Raw genomic sequence first — 18,226 nt, forward strand, 5'->3', positions numbered from 1 at the left:
CACTGCGCTGCAATCTGCTGAACCTATGATCGGTCGCCTGGTGGTGGTCGGTCTCGGGTTGATCGGCGGTTCGTTTGCCAAGGGCTTGCGTGAAAGCGGTCTGTGCCGCGAAGTGGTCGGAGTCGATCTCGATCCGCAATCGCGCAAGCTCGCGGTCGAGTTGGGTGTGGTGGATCGCTGCGAGGAAGACCTGGGTGTTGCTTGTCAGGGCGCCGACGTCATCCAGCTGGCGGTGCCGATCCTGGCCATGGAGAAAGTGCTTGCGCGTCTGGCGGGCATGGATCTGGGGCAGGCGATCCTGACCGATGTCGGCAGTGCCAAGGGCAATGTGGTGCGCGCGGCCACCGAAGCATTTGGCAAGATGCCGTCATGCTTTGTGCCGGGGCACCCGATTGCCGGTTCAGAGCAGAGTGGGGTGGAAGCCTCCAACGCTGAACTGTTCCGTCGCCACAAGGTGATCCTGACGCCGCTGGAGCAAACCGATCCGGCAGCCCTGGCGGTAGTCGACCGTTTGTGGCGCGAGTTGGGCGCCGATGTCGAGCACATGCAGGTCGAGCGTCACGACGAAGTACTGGCCGCGACCAGCCATCTGCCGCACTTGCTGGCGTTCGGCCTGGTCGATTCGCTGGCCAAGCGCAATGAAAATCTTGAGATCTTCCGTTACGCTGCGGGCGGTTTCCGCGATTTCACAAGAATCGCCGGAAGCGACCCGGTCATGTGGCACGACATCTTCCTCGCCAACCGCGAAGCTGTCCTGCGCACACTCGATACATTTCGCAGCGATCTCGACGCCTTGCGCGACGCGGTCGATGCAGGGGATGGGCACCAATTGTTGGGCGTTTTCACTCGCGCCCGGGTTGCCCGCGAGCATTTCAGTAAAATCCTGGCCCGCAGGGCCTATGTGGACGCTATGAATTCCAACGATCTGATTTTCCTGGCTCAACCTGGTGGCCGCCTGTCCGGTCGGATTCGCGTACCGGGTGACAAATCGATTTCCCACCGTTCGATCATGCTTGGCTCCCTGGCCGAAGGCGTCACCGAAGTCGAAGGTTTCCTCGAGGGCGAAGATGCCCTGGCGACCTTGCAGGCTTTCCGTGACATGGGCGTGGTCATCGAAGGTCCGCACCACGGTCGCGTGACCATTCACGGCGTTGGCCTGCATGGCCTGAAGCCGGCACCGGGCCCGATCTATCTGGGCAACTCCGGTACTTCGATGCGTCTGCTGTCCGGCCTGTTGGCCGCGCAGAACTTCGACAGCACCCTGACCGGCGACGCTTCGCTGTCCAAGCGCCCGATGAATCGCGTGGCCAATCCGCTGCGTGAAATGGGCGCGGTGATCGAAACCGCCGCCGAAGGTCGTCCACCGATGACCATTCGTGGTGGCAACAAGCTCAAGGGCCTGACCTATACCATGCCGATGGCCAGTGCCCAGGTTAAGTCCTGCCTGCTGCTGGCCGGTCTGTATGCCGAAGGCAAGACCACGGTGACCGAGCCTGCTCCGACCCGCGACCATACCGAGCGCATGCTGCGTGGCTTCGGCTACCCGGTAACGGTCAACGGTGCGACCGCATCGGTCGAGTCCGGCAACAAGCTGACCGCGACCCATATCGAAGTCCCGGGTGATATTTCGTCCTCGGCGTTCTTCCTGGTAGCAGCATCGATCGCTGAGGGTTCGGAACTGGTGCTGGAACACGTCGGCATCAACCCGACTCGTACCGGCGTGATTGACATCCTGCGCCTGATGGGCGCCGACATCACCCTGGAAAACCAGCGTGAAGTGGGTGGCGAACCGGTGGCTGACTTGCGCGTACGTGCAGCTAAACTCAAGGGTATCGAGATTCCCGAGGCGCTGGTTCCGCTGGCGATCGACGAGTTCCCGGTGCTGTTCGTCGCCGCCGCCTGTGCCGAAGGGCGCACCGTGTTGCGTGGTGCCGAAGAGCTGCGGGTCAAGGAGTCGGATCGCATCCAGGTCATGGCGGATGGTTTGCTGGCGCTGGGCGTCAAGTGCGACCCAACCCCGGATGGCATCATCATCGACGGCGGCCAGATCGGCGGCGGTGAAGTGCACGGTCATGGTGATCACCGTATTGCCATGGCGTTCAGCGTTGCTTCGCTGCGCGCCAGTGCGCCAATCCGCATTCATGATTGCGCCAACGTCGCGACGTCGTTCCCGAATTTCCTGGCGCTGTGCGCACAGGTCGGTATTCGCGTGGCGCAAGAGGCACAGTCGTGAACAACATTGCACCGGTCATCACCATCGATGGGCCAAGTGGTTCGGGCAAGGGCACGGTAGCCGGGATTCTGGCCAAGCGCCTGGGCTGGAACCTGCTGGATTCCGGTGCGTTGTACCGATTGCTGGCCTTCGCCGCGCATAACCATGGTGTCGACCTGACCAATGAAGAGCTGCTGAAGAAACTCGCCGCTCATCTGGATGTGCAGTTCATCGCGGCGACGGACGGTCAGTTGCAACGCATCATCCTGGAAGGTGATGAAGTCAGCGATGTCATTCGCACCGAAAGCGTCGGTTCCGGCGCTTCCCAGGTGGCTGCATTGCCCGCTGTACGCGAGGCGCTGCTGCAGCGCCAGCGAGCTTTTCAGGAAGCGCCGGGCCTTGTGGCGGATGGTCGCGACATGGGTACGGTAGTTTTTCCTGACGCGCCGCTGAAGATTTTTCTGACCGCCAGCGCCGAGGAGCGGGCACGCCGTCGATATTTGCAGTTGAAGGGCAAGGTCGAGGGTGTTAGTCTGTCGAGTCTGCTAGATGAGATACGTGCGCGCGATGAGCGTGACACCCAGCGAGCGGTAGCCCCGCTCAAACCGGCGGCTGACGCCATACAGCTGGATTCCACGGAATTATCCATCGACCAGGTGCTGGAACGCATCATGAGCGAGATCGCCATTCGCGATATCGCCGGGTGACCAAGAAGGCCGCAGGGGACCAGTCATAGTCCTGCGGTGGCTTCTTTTAAATGAAACTAACCCACACCGTCTGGGGTGTGGAGATGGGCGTATTCTTCGCCCTCATCAACAGGAATTAAAATGAGCGAAAGCTTTGCGGAACTCTTTGAAGAAAGCCTAAAAACCCTGAACCTTCAGGCAGGCTCCATCATCACCGGTGTTATCGTTGATATCGATTACCAAGCTCGCTGGGTAACCGTTCACGCTGGCCTGAAGTCTGAAGCACTCATCCCGCTTGAGCAGTTCTACAACGACGCTGGCGAACTGAACATCAACGTCGGTGACGAAGTTCACGTTGCTCTGGACTCGGTTGAAGACGGCTTTGGTGAAACCAAGCTGTCCCGTGAAAAAGCCAAGCGCGCTGAATGCTGGATTGTTCTGGAAGCAGCCTTCGCAGCCGAAGAAGTGGTCAAGGGCGTTATCAACGGTAAGGTTAAAGGCGGCTTCACTGTCGACGTTAACGGCATCCGTGCGTTCCTGCCAGGTTCTCTGGTTGACGTCCGTCCAGTGCGCGACACCACGCACCTGGAAGGCAAAGAGCTGGAATTCAAGGTCATCAAGCTGGACCAGAAGCGCAACAACGTTGTCGTTTCCCGTCGCAGCGTCCTGGAAGCCGAGAACTCCGCCGAGCGCGAAGCTCTGCTGGAATCCCTGCAGGAAGGCCAACAAGTCAAAGGTATCGTCAAGAACCTCACCGATTACGGCGCATTCGTCGATCTGGGTGGCGTCGATGGCCTGCTGCACATTACCGACATGGCTTGGAAGCGTATCAAGCATCCTTCCGAAATCGTCAACGTTGGCGACGAGATCGATGTCAAGGTTCTGAAATACGATCGCGAGCGCAATCGTGTTTCCCTGGGCCTGAAGCAACTGGGCGAAGATCCATGGGTTGCTATCAAAGCCCGTTACCCAGAAAGCACTCGCGTTACCGCGCGTGTAACCAACCTGACCGACTACGGCTGCTTCGCTGAGCTGGAAGAAGGCGTTGAAGGTCTGGTACACGTTTCCGAAATGGACTGGACCAACAAGAACATCCACCCTTCGAAAGTCGTACAAGTCGGCGACGAAGTGGAAGTCATGGTTCTGGACATCGACGAAGAGCGTCGTCGTATCTCCCTGGGCATCAAGCAGTGCAAATCTAACCCATGGGAAGATTTCTCTGGCCAGTTCAACAAGGGCGATAAAATCTCCGGCACCATCAAGTCGATCACCGATTTCGGTATCTTCATTGGTCTGGACGGCGGCATCGACGGTCTGGTTCACCTGTCCGACATCTCCTGGAACGAAGTGGGCGAAGAAGCCGTTCGCCGCTTCAAGAAGGGCGACGAGCTGGACACCGTTATCCTGTCGGTTGACCCAGAGCGCGAGCGCATCTCCCTGGGTATCAAGCAACTGGAAAGCGATCCGTTCTCCGAGTACGTTCAAGAGAACGACAAAGGCGCCATCGTTAAAGGCATCGTGAAGGAAGTTGACGCTAAAGGCGCCATCATCACTCTGGCCGACGATATCGAAGCGACTCTGAAAGCCTCCGAAATCAGCCGTGACCGCGTTGAAGACGCGCGCAACGTTCTGAAAGAAGGCGAAGAAGTAGAAGCCAAGATCATCAGCGTTGACCGCAAGAGCCGTGTAATTCAGCTCTCGATCAAGTCGAAAGACGTTGAAGACGAGAAAGAAGCAATCCAGAGCCTGCGCGACAAGCCAGTAGCTACTGATGCTCCTGTGGCCACCACTCTGGGTGACCTGCTGCGTGCACAAATGGAAAAACAGAACTAAGTTCTGACTTTCTGTAAAAAAGGGCGACTTCGGTCGCCCTTTTTTGTGCCTGGCGTTTGGTGAATTGCGTTCGGATGCAGTTGCCTGGGGCGTGAACCAAAAACGCCAAAAGAAGGTCTGAATGTTTAGTCGGATCAAGCGCTTATTTGCAGCTAGTCTTTAGCCTGAGACTAATGATCGCCTGACAGGCTTTCTGGCAAAAGGACGTGAATGAACAAGCTCATTGTCGCAGTGGCAGTGCTGGCATTGGCGGGTTGTACCACCAGCGCCAAGACTCACGTAGTGCGTGGGGTTAGCGGTATTGAGGTCGATTGTTCGGGGCTCGGTTCGAAATGGGACAAGTGTTACAAGCGTGCGGCCAAGGAATGCAAGGGAACGGGCTACCAGGTCGTGGCAAGGTCTGATGATCTCAAGGAAGACGAGGAGGAGGGTGGGCTTTTCGGGTTCAACCCGGCAGGTTTCCTGACGCGCACTATGCTGGTGATTTGCCGATGACAGGGTGATCGCCCAGAGTCTTCCCGTTCCGGGGATCAAGCATTTTGGGGGGCTGGGATAGATGGTAAAACTCAGGCTGTTCAAAATCGTGCAGGCGTGCTAAAACCTTTGAAGCGCTGATCTAGCTGCTTGAAAAAGAAGGGAAAAATATGACGAAGTCGGAGTTGATCGAACGAATTGTCACCCATCAAGGGCTGCTCTCATCCAAGGATGTGGAGCTGGCCATCAAGACCATGCTTGAGCAAATGTCCCAATGTCTGGCTACCGGGGATCGTATCGAGATCCGGGGGTTTGGCAGCTTCTCTCTGCACTACCGTGCGCCACGGGTAGGGCGCAATCCGAAAACTGGCCAGTCTGTCAGTCTCGATGGCAAGTTCGTTCCGCATTTCAAGCCGGGGAAAGAGCTTAGGGATCGGGTGAATGAGGACGAGGAGGAGCAGCAGTGAGTGGAAAGGCTCGTAGCGCCGCCCCAATTCGTTATGTCGGGTTCATCCTGATGATCTTAATAGTTGTATTGATAGTGGCGTTTGTGCTGGAAAACCAAGAATTAGTTGGTGTGCAATTTCTAGGTTGGTTGATGCCTAAACTTCCAGTGTCACTGTATATGTTGCTGTCGTTGTTAATCGGTTTGGCGGTGGGGCCTCTGTTCAGTTGGTGTGCTAGCCTCAGAAAGTATCGGGGTTAGAAGTCTGTTAACTTTAGGTCAAGATAGGACAGGCCGTTGCATTTTAGTCAGTTCGCAAGAAGTGGCGGGCTGTTTGTTTCGTAGATAAGTCTTTTCTAGCGTTTAAGGGTACTGATCATTATGCTCCAACTCTCGACCGCCTCAACAAGCAGTGATGAGATAGATATTTTTGTCTTGATCAAAGCGCTTTGGGTGCAGAAGTGGGTAGTTATCAGTGTAATCATTCTGGTGACTATAGCCTCGGCGGTATATGCCTTTACAGCTAAGCCATTGTATGAGGCCAGAATTTACGTATTGCCTCCCACTCAAAACGATATTGCGGATTTTAACTATGGTCGAACATTGAATTCCGACCTGCCGCCTTTCACTGTTAAAGATGTTTATGACGTATTTGTTCGTAATCTCTTTAGTGAATCCTTGCGACGTTCTTTTTTCGATGAGGTTTATTTACCGTCGTTGACTGAAAATGCACGCAAGGGTTCGCGCGACCGTCTGTATCAAAATTTCTCAAAGCAGTTGGTTATATCTGTGGGTGGTAAGGAAGGCCCAGACCGTTATTCTGTTACTGTGCAGGGCTACAACCCTTCGGAAGCTGGTGAATGGGTGCGCACTTATGTTCAAAATGCCGGTGTTGCAGCAAAAAACGAAATGATCAAAAACGTGGTTAGAGAGGCTCAGGTTAGAGCGCGCAACTTGGAACAACAGATTAATGGTCTCCGTGAAAGTGCTCGCCGAGAGCGAGAGGACAAAATAAAGGTCCTAAGTGAGGCTCTGGTGATTGCTAGGGCCGTTGGTTTGAACAAACCGGTCATTATCAGTGGGAGAACGTCTGCGGAGTTGTCTCTAGGTGTGGATAGTCAGGCTTTGTATATGCGTGGAAGTGATGCGCTCCAAGCCGAAATTGATGGCTTGGAAAGGCGTGAGTCTGATGATCCGTTCATTCAGAGTCTGCGAGTTTTGCAAGTTAAGTACTTATTTCTTAAAAATCTGACAATCGATTCCTCCAGTGTTTCGGTATATCGACAGGACGGAGCAGTTGACGATCCCGATAGTCCGATCAAGCCGAATAAATTATCAATTCTGATACAGGGGGCGTGCTTTGGGCTCTTCCTGGGGCTGGCGTTGGCTCTGTTCAGGTATTTCAAACCTTTGTTGCGCGCAAAAATTTTGGTTCCCTCCTCGCATACCTGAGGTGGGTAAATTGCCTATTGGCTGCAAGGGCGTCCGGGGCTTTCTTTTGGATGCTTGTGTTGCGTTCGGAAACGCAGCGCTCGCCACTCTGAGCAGTCGTTTTCAAATACGTGCCCTTCCTTACCCCCCCCCTTTTTTTTGCTTGGTCGCGGAGGGGGAGGGGGATGGCGCGCCAAGCGTTCGCGGTTCGATGGCAATATCAAGCCATAAAGCGCATGCCGATACGTAGAAATGCGGCTACCTATCAAAATCTGGTAACGCAATTGTGTCATCTAGGAGATAATAGCGAGCGGGGCAATTAGAAGGCCTTCGCCTGATGCCGGGAAAAGTGTATAGATTTTAGAATTGCCTTAAATATTATTGCGCTGGGCGTTGGTCTATGGTAGGCGAGTTGGTTATGGTTGCGGGACAGGGATGCGGAACAGAATGATTAGGCCAATCATCAACATTGGTTGTCAGGCAGTTTTTAAACTAATGTTCGCTATCGCATCTCTGAAAGTAGTGGCGTTTTATGTTGGGCCGAGCGGCATGGCTGTAGTTGGACAGATACAGGCCTTTCTTCAGATTTTAAGTGCTGGTGTATCTTCGGTAACGACCACCGGTGTGGTAAAGCTGATAGCTGAAGATAAATATCCAAAAGAGCGAGTCCTGCAGTCGTCATTGATGCTGCTATTGGCTTTTAGTTTTTCTTTCGCTTTGGTTTTGCTTTTCTCAAGCACACTTATTTCAAATTTTTTCTTACAAGGTGGGTGGGCAGAGGTGTTGATGCTTCTGCCTCTAGGTGCATTTTTTATAGGTTTGAATAATTTATTCATTTCTTATTTTAATGGTGGTCAAAAATACAGTGAGTATTTTTGGTATTCCGTGATAACAGCATTTTTTACAGCGCTGTTGACGTGTGCTTGTTCCATTGTTTTTGGCAAGCCAGGAGCTGTTTATTCAATAGCGCTGGCACCTGCTATTGCGGGTGTGTGCGTGCTGCTTCTGCCTGCGAGATTTCGACTTCCACGCCTCAATCTGGTTAGTTTGGATGTTGAAGTCATAAAAATATTGTTGTCTTACTCCCTTATGGCCTTGGGGTCGGTAGTCATAGTCTACGGCGTTCAGATTGTCCTGCGAGACTATATATCTACTAACGGCTCAATGGCTGAGGCAGGCACGTGGTATGCAGTGACTCGTCTGTCCGACATATACATGGGTATATGTAGTGTTCTCTTTTCTACGTTGTTGTTACCTAAGTACAGTTCACAAGAGGGTAGGGGGCTGACGAGTTTAGTGTTTCGTATAGGGGTAATGGCACTCGGTTTTGTTGTTGTGATGGCTGTCTCTGTAAACGTATTGGCGAGCTTCGCTATTTGGTTGATTTATGGTGATGCTTTTGCAGCTGCAACCGGAATCATGAAGGTTTATGTAATTGGCGATGCTTTAAAGTGTCTGAGTTGGGTGTTTCTTTATATGATGATAGCTAAACAGCATGTTCGATTCTATCTCGCCTACGAAATGCTTAGTGCGTTGTTGTATCTCCTTTTCTGTGTTTTGTGTTATCGGTTTTATGGTTTCAATAATATGGCTTATGGATATCCACTGCAGGGGGCTGTTTCTCTGACTGTGGTATTAATATGGTTCTTGGTAACGCGATACAACTCAACGCCTTTAGAACAGAATAATAAGTATGACGCAGTATAATATTGTATATGTTGTGGTTTGGTTGCTGGCTATTCTCTCATTGAGAAAAGATAATCTTCCTTCGGCATGGTTGTTTTTTTTACAGGTGACGTTGCTTGCCTTGTTTGTGGGGTTGAAGTTTCAAACCGGATATGATTGGCCAATCTATGAGGCGCATTACGCTGCGGTCCAAAGTGGGGAGGCTTTTTATCTTGATTTTGAGTTTGGGTACGAGTGGCTTGTCCAGTTTTCAACAAGTATAGGGTTGGCGTTCGAGCAGTTTTCTGCGGTAATAAGTATATTGGAGGTTTCTTTTATAGCTTTCGCAGCAAGACGATTTTTTCCCAGGTATTGCCTGGTCGTTATGGCGATAATGTACTCGGTTCCAGATTTTTATTTGATACCTGCATTTTCTCTGCTTAGGCAAGGTCTTGCAGTTAGTATATTTTTGATAGGTGTGTATAAGTTTTTTTCAGATAAAAAAATCTCAGGCTTCGTCTTCTTTGCGATTGCTTGCTCGTTGCACTATTCGATTGTAGGTGGGTTGTTGCTACTTGCATTGCTCTATATGTTTCCCTTAAGTCGAAGGGCGTTTTCATTGGTTTTTGCTGCTTCGGTGGCGCTGTATGTATCCTCTTTTGATATCATTCGCGGTGTTGTTGAGGTTCTGATTGTTTACGTCAATCCAAAATATATGATTTATTTGGATCGTGATGTTTTTAATGCGTCCTTTGCATATCGAGCTGCATTTGCTGTCGTTTCACTAGTGTTTTTTGTATGTATATATGGGGCATGGGTAAAACATGAGTCCTCTAGTGTTGAGAACCTTGGTGATGGGGGCGGGGTACAAACCTGTCGGCTAGCCTTGTTGGGGCTGCTCATTCCTTTGATTATATTTGGATTTCCAACTCTATCCACCCGGTATCAGTTTTTCTTCGCCATATTTCTTGTAGGGTGTGCACTCGGGGCTTTGCAGTATGTGACATACGCAAGTCGCATTATTGTCATATTTGTGGTTGCGATAATTGCATACTTGCCATTCTATAGATTTCTCTCAAGTCCGCTTTCTATTGTTTATATACCCTATCAAAGTCAGCTCTTTTATGATCATAAAAATTCGACTGGGCAAGATCGTACCAATGATTTGCTCAACCAATTAGACGTGCTGTGGTCCAAATAATGAAAACAAGTAAACATATCGTTCTGCTTACTACCAAATACGCAGATGACAAGAAAGATGCCTGGTTGACTAATGAGTTGGCCTACTCATTGAATGAGGAAGGGCATAATGTCTCGGTGGTTGTTTTCTCGTGGCTCAAGAATGAACCTGTGTCATTCACTAAGGTGATTGATGGTATCAAGGTTATCAGGGTCAAGCTTCCGGCTATATTTTACAATACAGGGGTCATCGGTACTGCCCTGAAGATTTTCCTGTTTCCCTTCCTGGCTCGCCATGAAGTGCGAAAGCAAGTGGATAAATGCGACTTGTTAATTGCCAATACGCCTTGTGTGACTATTTTGGGGATGTCGCGTTATTTTAGGAAGAAATATGACTCCCGGTCTTTTCTGGTGCTCTGGGATTTCTTCCCATATTACTTGAAAGACCTTGGTGCTATTAGAAATAAGCTGTTTTTTGGCTTTTTCCGTTATCTTGAGCAGATAATGTATAAAAGTTTTGATCGTATCGGATGCATGACTGAAGGGAATGCGAAATTCCTGTTTGATAATTTTCCGGCAGTGGATAAGCAGCGTGTTGAAATTTTGCCTCTTTGGGCGAAGATCAAGCAGGTTGATCCGATAGATAAGTCTGAAATAAGGTTGAAGTACGATTTGCCATCGGCGGGGTTTATCGCTGTTTATGGTGGTGCAATGTCTATTGTTCAGGAGTTGGACAATATTCTCGATTTGGCCGAGCTCTACTCTGGCGGTGATGTGACCTTCCTTTTTATTGGCAAGGGGACTGAGAAGGAAAGGTTGGAGAAGTCGGTAATTGCTCGAGGGTTAAAGAACGTAAAGTTTATCGACTACGTGCCTCGTGATGAGTATCAGCATGTAGTTCAGGCCTGTGATGTGGGTCTGATTTCGCTGTCTAAGAAGTTAACTGTGCCGAGCTTTCCCTCTAAGTCATTAGATTATTTTAAAGTTTCTCTTCCGGTGCTTGCGTCTTTGGATTCAGTTACGGATTTTGGAGATATCCTTGAAAACAAAATATGTGCTGGTTTTGCCGTAGTGGCGGGAGATGTAACTAATCTAAAAGGCAAGTTGGACTTGTTGATTAAGGATGCTGAGCTCTGTAAGGCGCTAGGGGCCAATGGTCGGCGCTATTACGAAAAATACTTGAGCGTCGAGAACGCAAGAAGTATTATCATTTCATCACAATAAGTGGGGTCTTCTCATGGCTATTTCTTTCAGTAACTCAACGCTTTTGATCACCGGTGGCACCGGGTCGTTTGGTAATGCTGTGCTGAAACGGTTTCTCGATACCGATATCAAAGAAATCCGCGTGTTCAGCCGAGACGAGAAAAAGCAAGATGACATGCGTAAAAAATACGCAAACACCAAGCTGAAGTTTTATATTGGCGACGTCAGAGATTTCCAAAGTGTGCTCAACGCTACTCGTGGAGTAGATTATATTTTTCACGCCGCTGCCTTGAAGCAGGTCCCTTCATGCGAATTCCATCCAATGGAGGCTGTGAAAACAAATGTGCTTGGTACGGATAACGTACTGGAAGCGGCAATACAGAATAACGTCAAGCGCGTAGTTTGCCTGAGTACCGATAAAGCTGTTTATCCAATCAATGCAATGGGTATATCCAAAGCAATGATGGAAAAAGTAATGGTTGCCAAATCGCGTAACGATAATAATACGGTTATCTGCGGTACTCGCTACGGTAACGTGATGGCGTCCCGCGGTTCCGTTATTCCTTTGTTTGTTGATCAGATCCGCTCGGGCATACCTCTGAGCCTGACTGATCCAAACATGACGCGATTCATGATGACTTTGGCAGATGCGGTCGATCTGGTTTTGTATGCTTTTGAGCATGGCACAAATGGTGACATGTTCGTCCAGAAAGCTCCTGCAGCGACTGTGGAAGTATTGGCGAAAGCATTGATCAATATGCTTAATGTGCCAGATCATCCCGTTCAGGTTATTGGCACCCGTCATGGTGAAAAGCTTTTCGAAGCGTTGCTTAGTCGCGAAGAAATGGCCTGCGCAGAAGACCGCGGTGACTACTTCCGCGTACCGCCGGATCTGCGGGATCTGAATTACTCCAAGTTTGTGGAGCAGGGTGAGACTAAAATTTCTCGCACAGAAGACTACAACTCGCATAATACCGAGCGTCTTGATGTAGAAGGTATGCAGAAACTGCTCCTCAAGTTAAACTTTATGCGCGCTATCCAGCGTGGTGAGCACGCCACACCTGAGGAATAAGTAATGAAGGTTCTGATTACAGGTGCCAATGGTTTTGTCGGCCAGAATCTTATTTCGCATCTGAGCGAGAAGTCAGATGTCGAAGTGGTGCGCTTTACCCGCGAAGATTCGCTGGAAAACCTACCGAGTCTGGTTGCCCAGGTTGACTTTATTTTCCATCTGGCCGGTGTCAATCGTCCGTTGGACCCGCAGGAGTTTCATACCGGCAATACCGATTTGACTCGTGCGCTCTGTGATGCTATTCGTCTCGGTGGCCGGAAAGTTCCAGTATTGTATACGTCGTCGAGTCAAGCGGAGTTGGATAACCCATACGGCAGCAGTAAGCTTGGTGCCGAGCAAGTACTGCTTGATCTGAACTCGAAAAATGGTTCGGAAGTACACTTGTTTCGTTTGCCTAATGTATTTGGTAAGTGGGCTCGTCCTAACTATAATTCAGCGGTTGCAACTTTTTGCAATAATATCGCTCGCGGTCTGCCAATTCAAATCAATGATCCACATGCGCGCATTAATCTGGTTTACATAGATGATGTAATTGCATGCTTCATTGCTGTAATGGAAGGGAAGAAGTCGGGCTCGCCGTTTGTTAGTGTTGAGCCTCAATATAATATTACGGTGGGTGAGCTTTCTGAGCAATTGGCGGCCTTCCGTGATAGTCGAAAGTCGATGATTACCGAGTCGGTAGGGACTGGGCTTGTAAGGGCTCTTTATTCCACTTACTTGAGTTATCTGCCGCCCGAGCGTTTTACTTACGAAGTTCCCAAGCACGGTGATCCGCGCGGGGTTTTTGTGGAGATGCTTAAAACCAAAGAGGCCGGACAGTTTTCTTACTTTACTGCGCACCCAGGAATAACACGCGGCGGGCATTACCATCACACAAAGACGGAAAAGTTTCTTGTCATCAAAGGCACGGCATGTTTCCGTTTTCGTCATATTGTTTCGGGCGAGTTTTACGAATTGTTCACTTCCGGAGAAAATCCGGAAATTGTCGAAACAGTTCCAGGCTGGAGCCACGACATTACCAATATTGGCAGTGAGGAAATGATCGTTATGCTTTGGGCTAACGAGATTTTTGATCGCGAAGCACCTGATACGTTTACCTTTCCTGTTGGTACTGAAGCGTAATAACCGTATGCGCCGCTTTATTCCTTAAATAAGGAATGGGGCGGCGCTGTGCTTTTATGGGGGCTTGCGATCGCTTGAAGTGGTAGTCTTGTAAATCCGGTTTTTGACAGTTCGTCACCCACTCGCTGGGTCAAAAACAGGCCGGAAAGTCTGTTGGTATTGACTTTTTCGTTGGAGTTATTCCTCGAAGGGATCACCACGGGGTGATCGGATGTGGCCACCGAGCGTGGTGGAGATGAGGCGCGATCGATGGTGAACCGCCCTTTATCGCCCGTTCGCACTCAATCACCCAGGATGCAGAAGCCAAGTGGTGTAGCGTCCACTCGTCCATTAATGGCCCCCATTGGGCTTCATCCATGCTAATGGATAGCGTTAGTGGCAGTTGAAGATTAGAATTGTTGATCGTTTTTATCACTTATTAAAATGTGACGTTTAAAAATGAAAAAATTGAAAATCGTTACCGTAGTGGGTACTCGCCCGGAAATCATTCGCCTGTCGCGCGTCATGGCCGCTCTGGACAGGGACTGCGACCATGTTCTAGTGCACACCGGGCAGAATTATGACTATGAATTGAACGAGATTTTCTTTCAGGATCTCGGTATCCGTAAACCCGACCACTTTCTGAATGCTGCTGGTGCAACAGGTGCGGAAACCATCGGTAACGTCATTATTACCGTTGATCGCGTGCTGGCCGAGGTTCAGCCTGAGGCTCTTCTCGTCCTCGGCGACACCAACAGCTGCATGGCGGTCATTCCCGCCAAACGTCGCAAAATTCCGACCTTCCATATGGAAGCTGGTAACCGCTGCTTCGACATGCGTGTACCTGAAGAGATCAACCGACGTATTGTGGATCACACCGCAGATATCAATTTAACTTACAGTACCATTGCGCGTGACTATCTGCTAAGTGAAGGTTTGCCACCAGACAGGGTCATCAAAACTGGCAGCCCGATGTTTGAGGTACTTAATTATTATCGTGAAGGTATCGATTCTTCGGACGTGCTGGAGCGGCTTGGGCTTGAGCAGGGCAAGTTTTTTGTAGTGAGCGCACACCGTGAAGAAAATATTGATTCCGATACTAACTTCGGCAAGCTTGTTGACGTGCTCAACGCAGTCGCGGCGCACTATGACTATCCGGTAATTGTTTCCACTCACCCGCGGACACAGAAGCGTGTCGATGCCATGGGGGTGAAGTTTCACGAGAATGTTCGTCTGTTAAAGCCGCTCGGCTTCAAGGACTACAACAAGTTGCAGCTTGAGTCCAAAGCAGTACTTTCCGATAGCGGTACGATCAATGAAGAATCCTCCATTCTCAATTTCCCGGCGTTGAATATCCGTGAGGCGCACGAGCGTCCAGAGGGTATGGAAGAAGCCGCTGTGATGATGGTTGGCCTTGAGTCCGAGCGAGTGATGCAGGCCTTGCAGGTGCTGGACGGTCAAAGCCGAGGCGAGGTTCGCAGTCTGCGCCTGGTGGCAGACTACAGCATGCCGAATGTGGCCGATAAGGTGGTTCGAATCGTTCACAGCTACCTTGATTATGTAAATCGCGTGGTTTGGAAAAAGTATTGAGTTGAGCTGTGGGAATGTCTGAGAATAAATTAAGGATTTTAGTAGTTACTCAGTATTTTTGGCCTGAGAATATGCGTATCAATGATTTGGTACGCGATTTTTCGGATAATGGTCATGAGGTGACTGTTTTGACAGGATGGCCCAACTATCCTGAAGGCGCGGTATTCTCTGAATATAAGACCAATCCTGAGTGCTTCAAGAGTTACTTTGGTGCACGTATAGTCCGAGTTCCATTGGTCTCGCGCGGCAAGAGAAGTATCCGCTTGATGCTAAATTACCTTTCTTTTTTTTTCAGCGCTTCCACAATAGGTGCTGCGAAACTCCGTAACGAAAAATTCGATGCGGTTTTCGTATATGCGGTTTCTCCGATTATGGCTGCGATTCCGGCGGTTGTAATTGGACGTATGAAGAAAGCTCCGGTTTATGTTTGGGTTCTTGACCTATGGCCGGAAACCCTTCGAGCTGTTGGCGTATTGCGCAATCCTACCCTGCTGGCAATGGTTGGGCGCGTGGTTTCGTGGATCTATAACCGCGCCGATTATTTGCTTTTACAATCAGAAGGCTTCTCAAGCAGTGTAAAGCAATATTGCACTAAAGAGATTTCTCCAGAGCGCCTGGTTTATTTTCCAAGTTGGGCGGAAGATGAATTTTCGGGCTGTCCAGAAAAGTCATCAAGTTTGCTAGAGCGGGATGACTCTACCTTTACGGTCGTTTTTGCCGGTAATTTGGGTGACGCTCAGGATTTGCCAGCAGTGCTGGATGCCGCTGAGTCCTTGAAGCATAGCGCCTCAGTACGCTGGGTAATCGTCGGGGACGGCCGCATGAGTAAGTGGCTGGGCGAGCAAGTTGAATCAAGAGGCTTGCAGAACGTATTGCTGCTGGGCCGGCACCCGCTGAGCGCCATGCCAGAAATCTTTGCCTGCGCGGATGCGTTACTGGTTTCGCTGAAAACCAACGATGTGTTTGAAAAAACAGTTCCCGGGAAAGTCCAAGCCTATTTGGCATCGAGCAAACCAATCCTGGGGATGATCAATGGTGAGGCTGCGAGAATTATTGAGGACTCCGGTTGCGGTTACACCTGCCCTTCAGGAGATGCTCAGGGGCTTGCGCGAATCACCCTGAAAATGGCAACCACGGATTCTGTTCAGCGTGAATTCATGGGGCAGGCCGGCCGTTCGTATTATTGGAGCCACTTTTCGAAAGTTACTCTTTTACGACGTTTGGAAGCACTGTTCCGTGCAGGGACTTTACGAAGGGATGTCAAATAAATAATGACGAAGTCAATATTTTTAACCGGTGCAACCGGGTTCGTAGGCGGAGCAGTTTTTAGCCGTTTGCTCACGGATAATTACACTGTTATTGCCGCTTTACGTAAAGGGACGGACTTACGTGAAGATCATGTTGCGAAGATTCACGTAGACAACATTGACGGAACCACTGACTGGCAGGGTAGTCTTGCCGGCGTGGACGTCATCATACATTCAGCAGCTCGTGTTCATGTAATGAATGACACTGAAGCCAACCCCTTGGCTGCCTTTAGGCAGGTCAATGTGGATGGCACGCTCAACTTGGCACGTCATGCGGCTGCGGCCGGTGTTCGACGGTTTATCTTTATCAGTTCGATCAAGGTAAACGGAGAAGGCACATTGCCAAACACCACCTATTCGCCTGAGGATACACCTGCCCCGGCAGACCCGTATGGCATTTCCAAGATGGAGGCAGAGCAGGGGCTTCGTGAGCTCGCGGCGAAAACGGGTATGGAGGTTGTCATTATCCGCCCAGTGCTGGTTTATGGCCCCGGGGTAAAAGCTAATTTCCGGAATATGATGCAGTGGCTTGATAAAGGTGTTCCCTTGCCTTTCGGCGCCATTCATAACAGCCGCAGTCTGGTCGCCTTGGATAATCTGGTGGACTTGATTCTCACCTGCATCAGTCATCCCGCGGCGGCCAACCAGACATTCCTGGTCAGTGATGGCGAAGATCTTTCTACAACGCAGTTGCTGCGAAAAATGGCATTTGCTCTTGGGCGGTCGGCGCGTCTATTACCAGTGCCGTCCTGGGTATTAGGTGGCGGTGCGACAGTGTTGGGCAGAAAAGACCTGTCAAATCGACTGTGTGGGTCTCTGCGGGTAGACATCAGTAAAACGCGCGCCCTGCTTGGTTGGTCCCCACCGGTCTCGGTGGATGACGCTCTGAAAGCTACCGCACAATATTTTCGAGAAAGTAAAATAAAATGATTTATTGGTGGTTGATTCCCGCGGTGGCTGGTGTTTCATTGATATTAACTGCGCTACTGCGTCGTTATGCTTTGGCTCGCAGCATTGTTGATATTCCCAACGCTCGAAGTTCTCACTCGATACCAACTCCTCGCGGTGGCGGAGTTGCGATTGTTCTCGCGTTCTTGCTGGTACTGCCTTTTCTGGGTTGGGCTCAACTGGTCTCGTTGCCCGTATTGGTGGCTATCGGGGGAGCAGGGGCATTAGTAGCTGTGGTCGGCTTTATGGACGACCACGGTCATATCGCTGCTCGTTGGCGCTTGCTTGGACATTTTTGTGCTGCCGCCTGGGCTTTGATCTGGCTGGGGGGGGTACCTCCCCTCACCTTGTTCGGAATGAGCGTCGATCTCGGCTGGCTTGGTTATGTTTTGGCTGCTTTCTATTTGGTATGGATGCTGAATCTGTATAATTTCATGGACGGAATCGACGGTATCGCCAGTGTTGAGGCGATTTGTTCCTGCTTGGGAGCCTGTCTGCTCTATTGGTTGAGCGGATTTGAAAACCTGATGTGGGTCGCGGGAATGTTGGCCATGGCCGTAGTGGGATTCTTGTTCTGGAACTTCCCTCCAGCACGCATTTTTATGGGAGACGCCGGCAGCGGGTTCCTGGGTGTAGTGCTTGCTATCATCTCTATTCAGGCTGCCTGGACGGCGCCGCAATTACTCTGGGCCTGGCTGATTTTATTGGGGGTTTTCATTGTTGATGCGACCTTCACTTTAATTCGACGCCTTGTTCGTGGTGATAAAGTTTACGAAGCTCATCGCAGCCATGCGTATCAGTTCGCATCGCGCAGATATGGCAAACACCTGCCAGTGACGCTAGCGGTAGGGGCAATTAACATCGGCTGGTTGCTGCCCATCGCATTGTGCGTGAGCTACTTCGGGCTGGATGGCGCGCTAGGTCTGGTTCTTGCCTACATTCCTTTAGTGATTTTGGCGGTGAAGTTCCATGCGGGCGAACTCGAAAGAAGCCAGATGTTCGGCAACTGATTCATGGGTTTTTGAAGTAACGAGTGCGTCAGGAGACGTACACGCGTTCAACTGGGAAGCGTTTCGAGGT

At 50.5% G+C, this 18,226-nt stretch carries 16 protein-coding genes; all 16 read left to right on the top strand.

The features are described 5' to 3' along the window. The first annotated feature begins 25 nt into the window (after positions 1-25). The 16 genes from AC1RS8_RS15710 to AC1RS8_RS15785 all read left to right on the top strand — a co-directional run bounded on the left by AC1RS8_RS15710 (position 26) and on the right by AC1RS8_RS15785 (position 18,156). Entirely contained in the window at positions 26-2,233 is a 2,208-nt protein-coding gene (locus AC1RS8_RS15710; RefSeq protein WP_489340640.1) for a bifunctional prephenate dehydrogenase/3-phosphoshikimate 1-carboxyvinyltransferase, read from the top strand. Continuing rightward, the gene (gene cmk / locus AC1RS8_RS15715; protein ID WP_007973641.1) at positions 2,230-2,919 is read left to right on the top strand and encodes a (d)CMP kinase; all 690 of its coding nucleotides are present in this window, start codon (positions 2,230-2,232) and stop codon (positions 2,917-2,919) included. The genes AC1RS8_RS15710 and cmk overlap by 4 nt, the downstream gene beginning before the upstream one ends. Before the next feature lie 120 nt (positions 2,920-3,039). After that, a complete protein-coding gene (gene rpsA, locus AC1RS8_RS15720; RefSeq protein WP_007973639.1) occupies positions 3,040-4,731 on the top strand; it encodes a 30S ribosomal protein S1 in 1,692 nt (563 codons plus the stop codon). A 210-nt stretch (positions 4,732-4,941) separates the two neighbouring features. Next, positions 4,942-5,226 carry a hypothetical protein gene (locus AC1RS8_RS15725; protein ID WP_223502426.1) on the top strand — a complete coding sequence of 95 codons (285 nt, stop codon included), beginning with the start codon at positions 4,942-4,944 and terminating at the stop codon, positions 5,224-5,226. Between the two features lie 149 nt (positions 5,227-5,375). Further along, a complete protein-coding gene (gene ihfB, locus AC1RS8_RS15730; RefSeq protein WP_046042607.1) occupies positions 5,376-5,672 on the top strand; it encodes an integration host factor subunit beta in 297 nt (98 codons plus the stop codon). A gap of 50 nt (positions 5,673-5,722) precedes the next feature. Beyond that, positions 5,723-5,911: a LapA family protein gene (locus tag AC1RS8_RS15735; RefSeq protein ID WP_057716573.1), complete on the top strand. Its 189-nt coding sequence runs from the start codon at positions 5,723-5,725 to the stop codon at positions 5,909-5,911. Between the two features lie 120 nt (positions 5,912-6,031). After that, positions 6,032-7,102, top strand: coding sequence for an LPS O-antigen chain length determinant protein WzzB (locus tag AC1RS8_RS15740; RefSeq protein WP_057713773.1), 1,071 nt, complete (start codon positions 6,032-6,034; stop codon positions 7,100-7,102). 426 nt (positions 7,103-7,528) lie between these two features. After that, complete coding sequence (locus AC1RS8_RS15745; RefSeq protein WP_489339040.1) at positions 7,529-8,788, top strand: oligosaccharide flippase family protein; 1,260 nt, start codon at positions 7,529-7,531, stop codon at positions 8,786-8,788. Beyond that, positions 8,775-9,947, top strand: coding sequence for an EpsG family protein (locus AC1RS8_RS15750; RefSeq protein ID WP_489339039.1), 1,173 nt, complete (start codon positions 8,775-8,777; stop codon positions 9,945-9,947). Before AC1RS8_RS15745 ends, AC1RS8_RS15750 begins: the two co-directional genes overlap by 14 nt. Then, positions 9,947-11,149 carry a glycosyltransferase family 4 protein gene (locus AC1RS8_RS15755; RefSeq protein ID WP_413425560.1) on the top strand — a complete coding sequence of 401 codons (1,203 nt, stop codon included), beginning with the start codon at positions 9,947-9,949 and terminating at the stop codon, positions 11,147-11,149. The genes AC1RS8_RS15750 and AC1RS8_RS15755 overlap by 1 nt, the downstream gene beginning before the upstream one ends. A gap of 13 nt (positions 11,150-11,162) precedes the next feature. Continuing rightward, positions 11,163-12,200 carry a polysaccharide biosynthesis protein gene (locus tag AC1RS8_RS15760; RefSeq protein WP_057713776.1) on the top strand — a complete coding sequence of 346 codons (1,038 nt, stop codon included), beginning with the start codon at positions 11,163-11,165 and terminating at the stop codon, positions 12,198-12,200. Between the two features lie 3 nt (positions 12,201-12,203). Then, complete coding sequence (wbjC, locus tag AC1RS8_RS15765; RefSeq protein ID WP_413425562.1) at positions 12,204-13,322, top strand: UDP-2-acetamido-2,6-beta-L-arabino-hexul-4-ose reductase; 1,119 nt, start codon at positions 12,204-12,206, stop codon at positions 13,320-13,322. 438 nt (positions 13,323-13,760) lie between these two features. Then, positions 13,761-14,891: a non-hydrolyzing UDP-N-acetylglucosamine 2-epimerase gene (gene wecB / locus AC1RS8_RS15770; protein ID WP_057713778.1), complete on the top strand. Its 1,131-nt coding sequence runs from the start codon at positions 13,761-13,763 to the stop codon at positions 14,889-14,891. A gap of 14 nt (positions 14,892-14,905) precedes the next feature. After that, positions 14,906-16,159, top strand: a complete 1,254-nt coding sequence (locus tag AC1RS8_RS15775; protein ID WP_493163024.1) for a glycosyltransferase family 4 protein — start codon at positions 14,906-14,908, stop codon at positions 16,157-16,159. Positions 16,160-16,162: 3 nt separating this feature from the next. Beyond that, entirely contained in the window at positions 16,163-17,128 is a 966-nt protein-coding gene (locus AC1RS8_RS15780; RefSeq protein ID WP_407514871.1) for a UDP-glucose 4-epimerase family protein, read from the top strand. Continuing rightward, positions 17,125-18,156 carry an MraY family glycosyltransferase gene (locus tag AC1RS8_RS15785; RefSeq protein WP_407514872.1) on the top strand — a complete coding sequence of 344 codons (1,032 nt, stop codon included), beginning with the start codon at positions 17,125-17,127 and terminating at the stop codon, positions 18,154-18,156. The genes AC1RS8_RS15780 and AC1RS8_RS15785 overlap by 4 nt, the downstream gene beginning before the upstream one ends. The last annotated feature ends 70 nt before the right edge of the window (positions 18,157-18,226 follow it).

The organism is Pseudomonas sp. GW821-FHT12A04 (genome assembly GCF_058807755.1).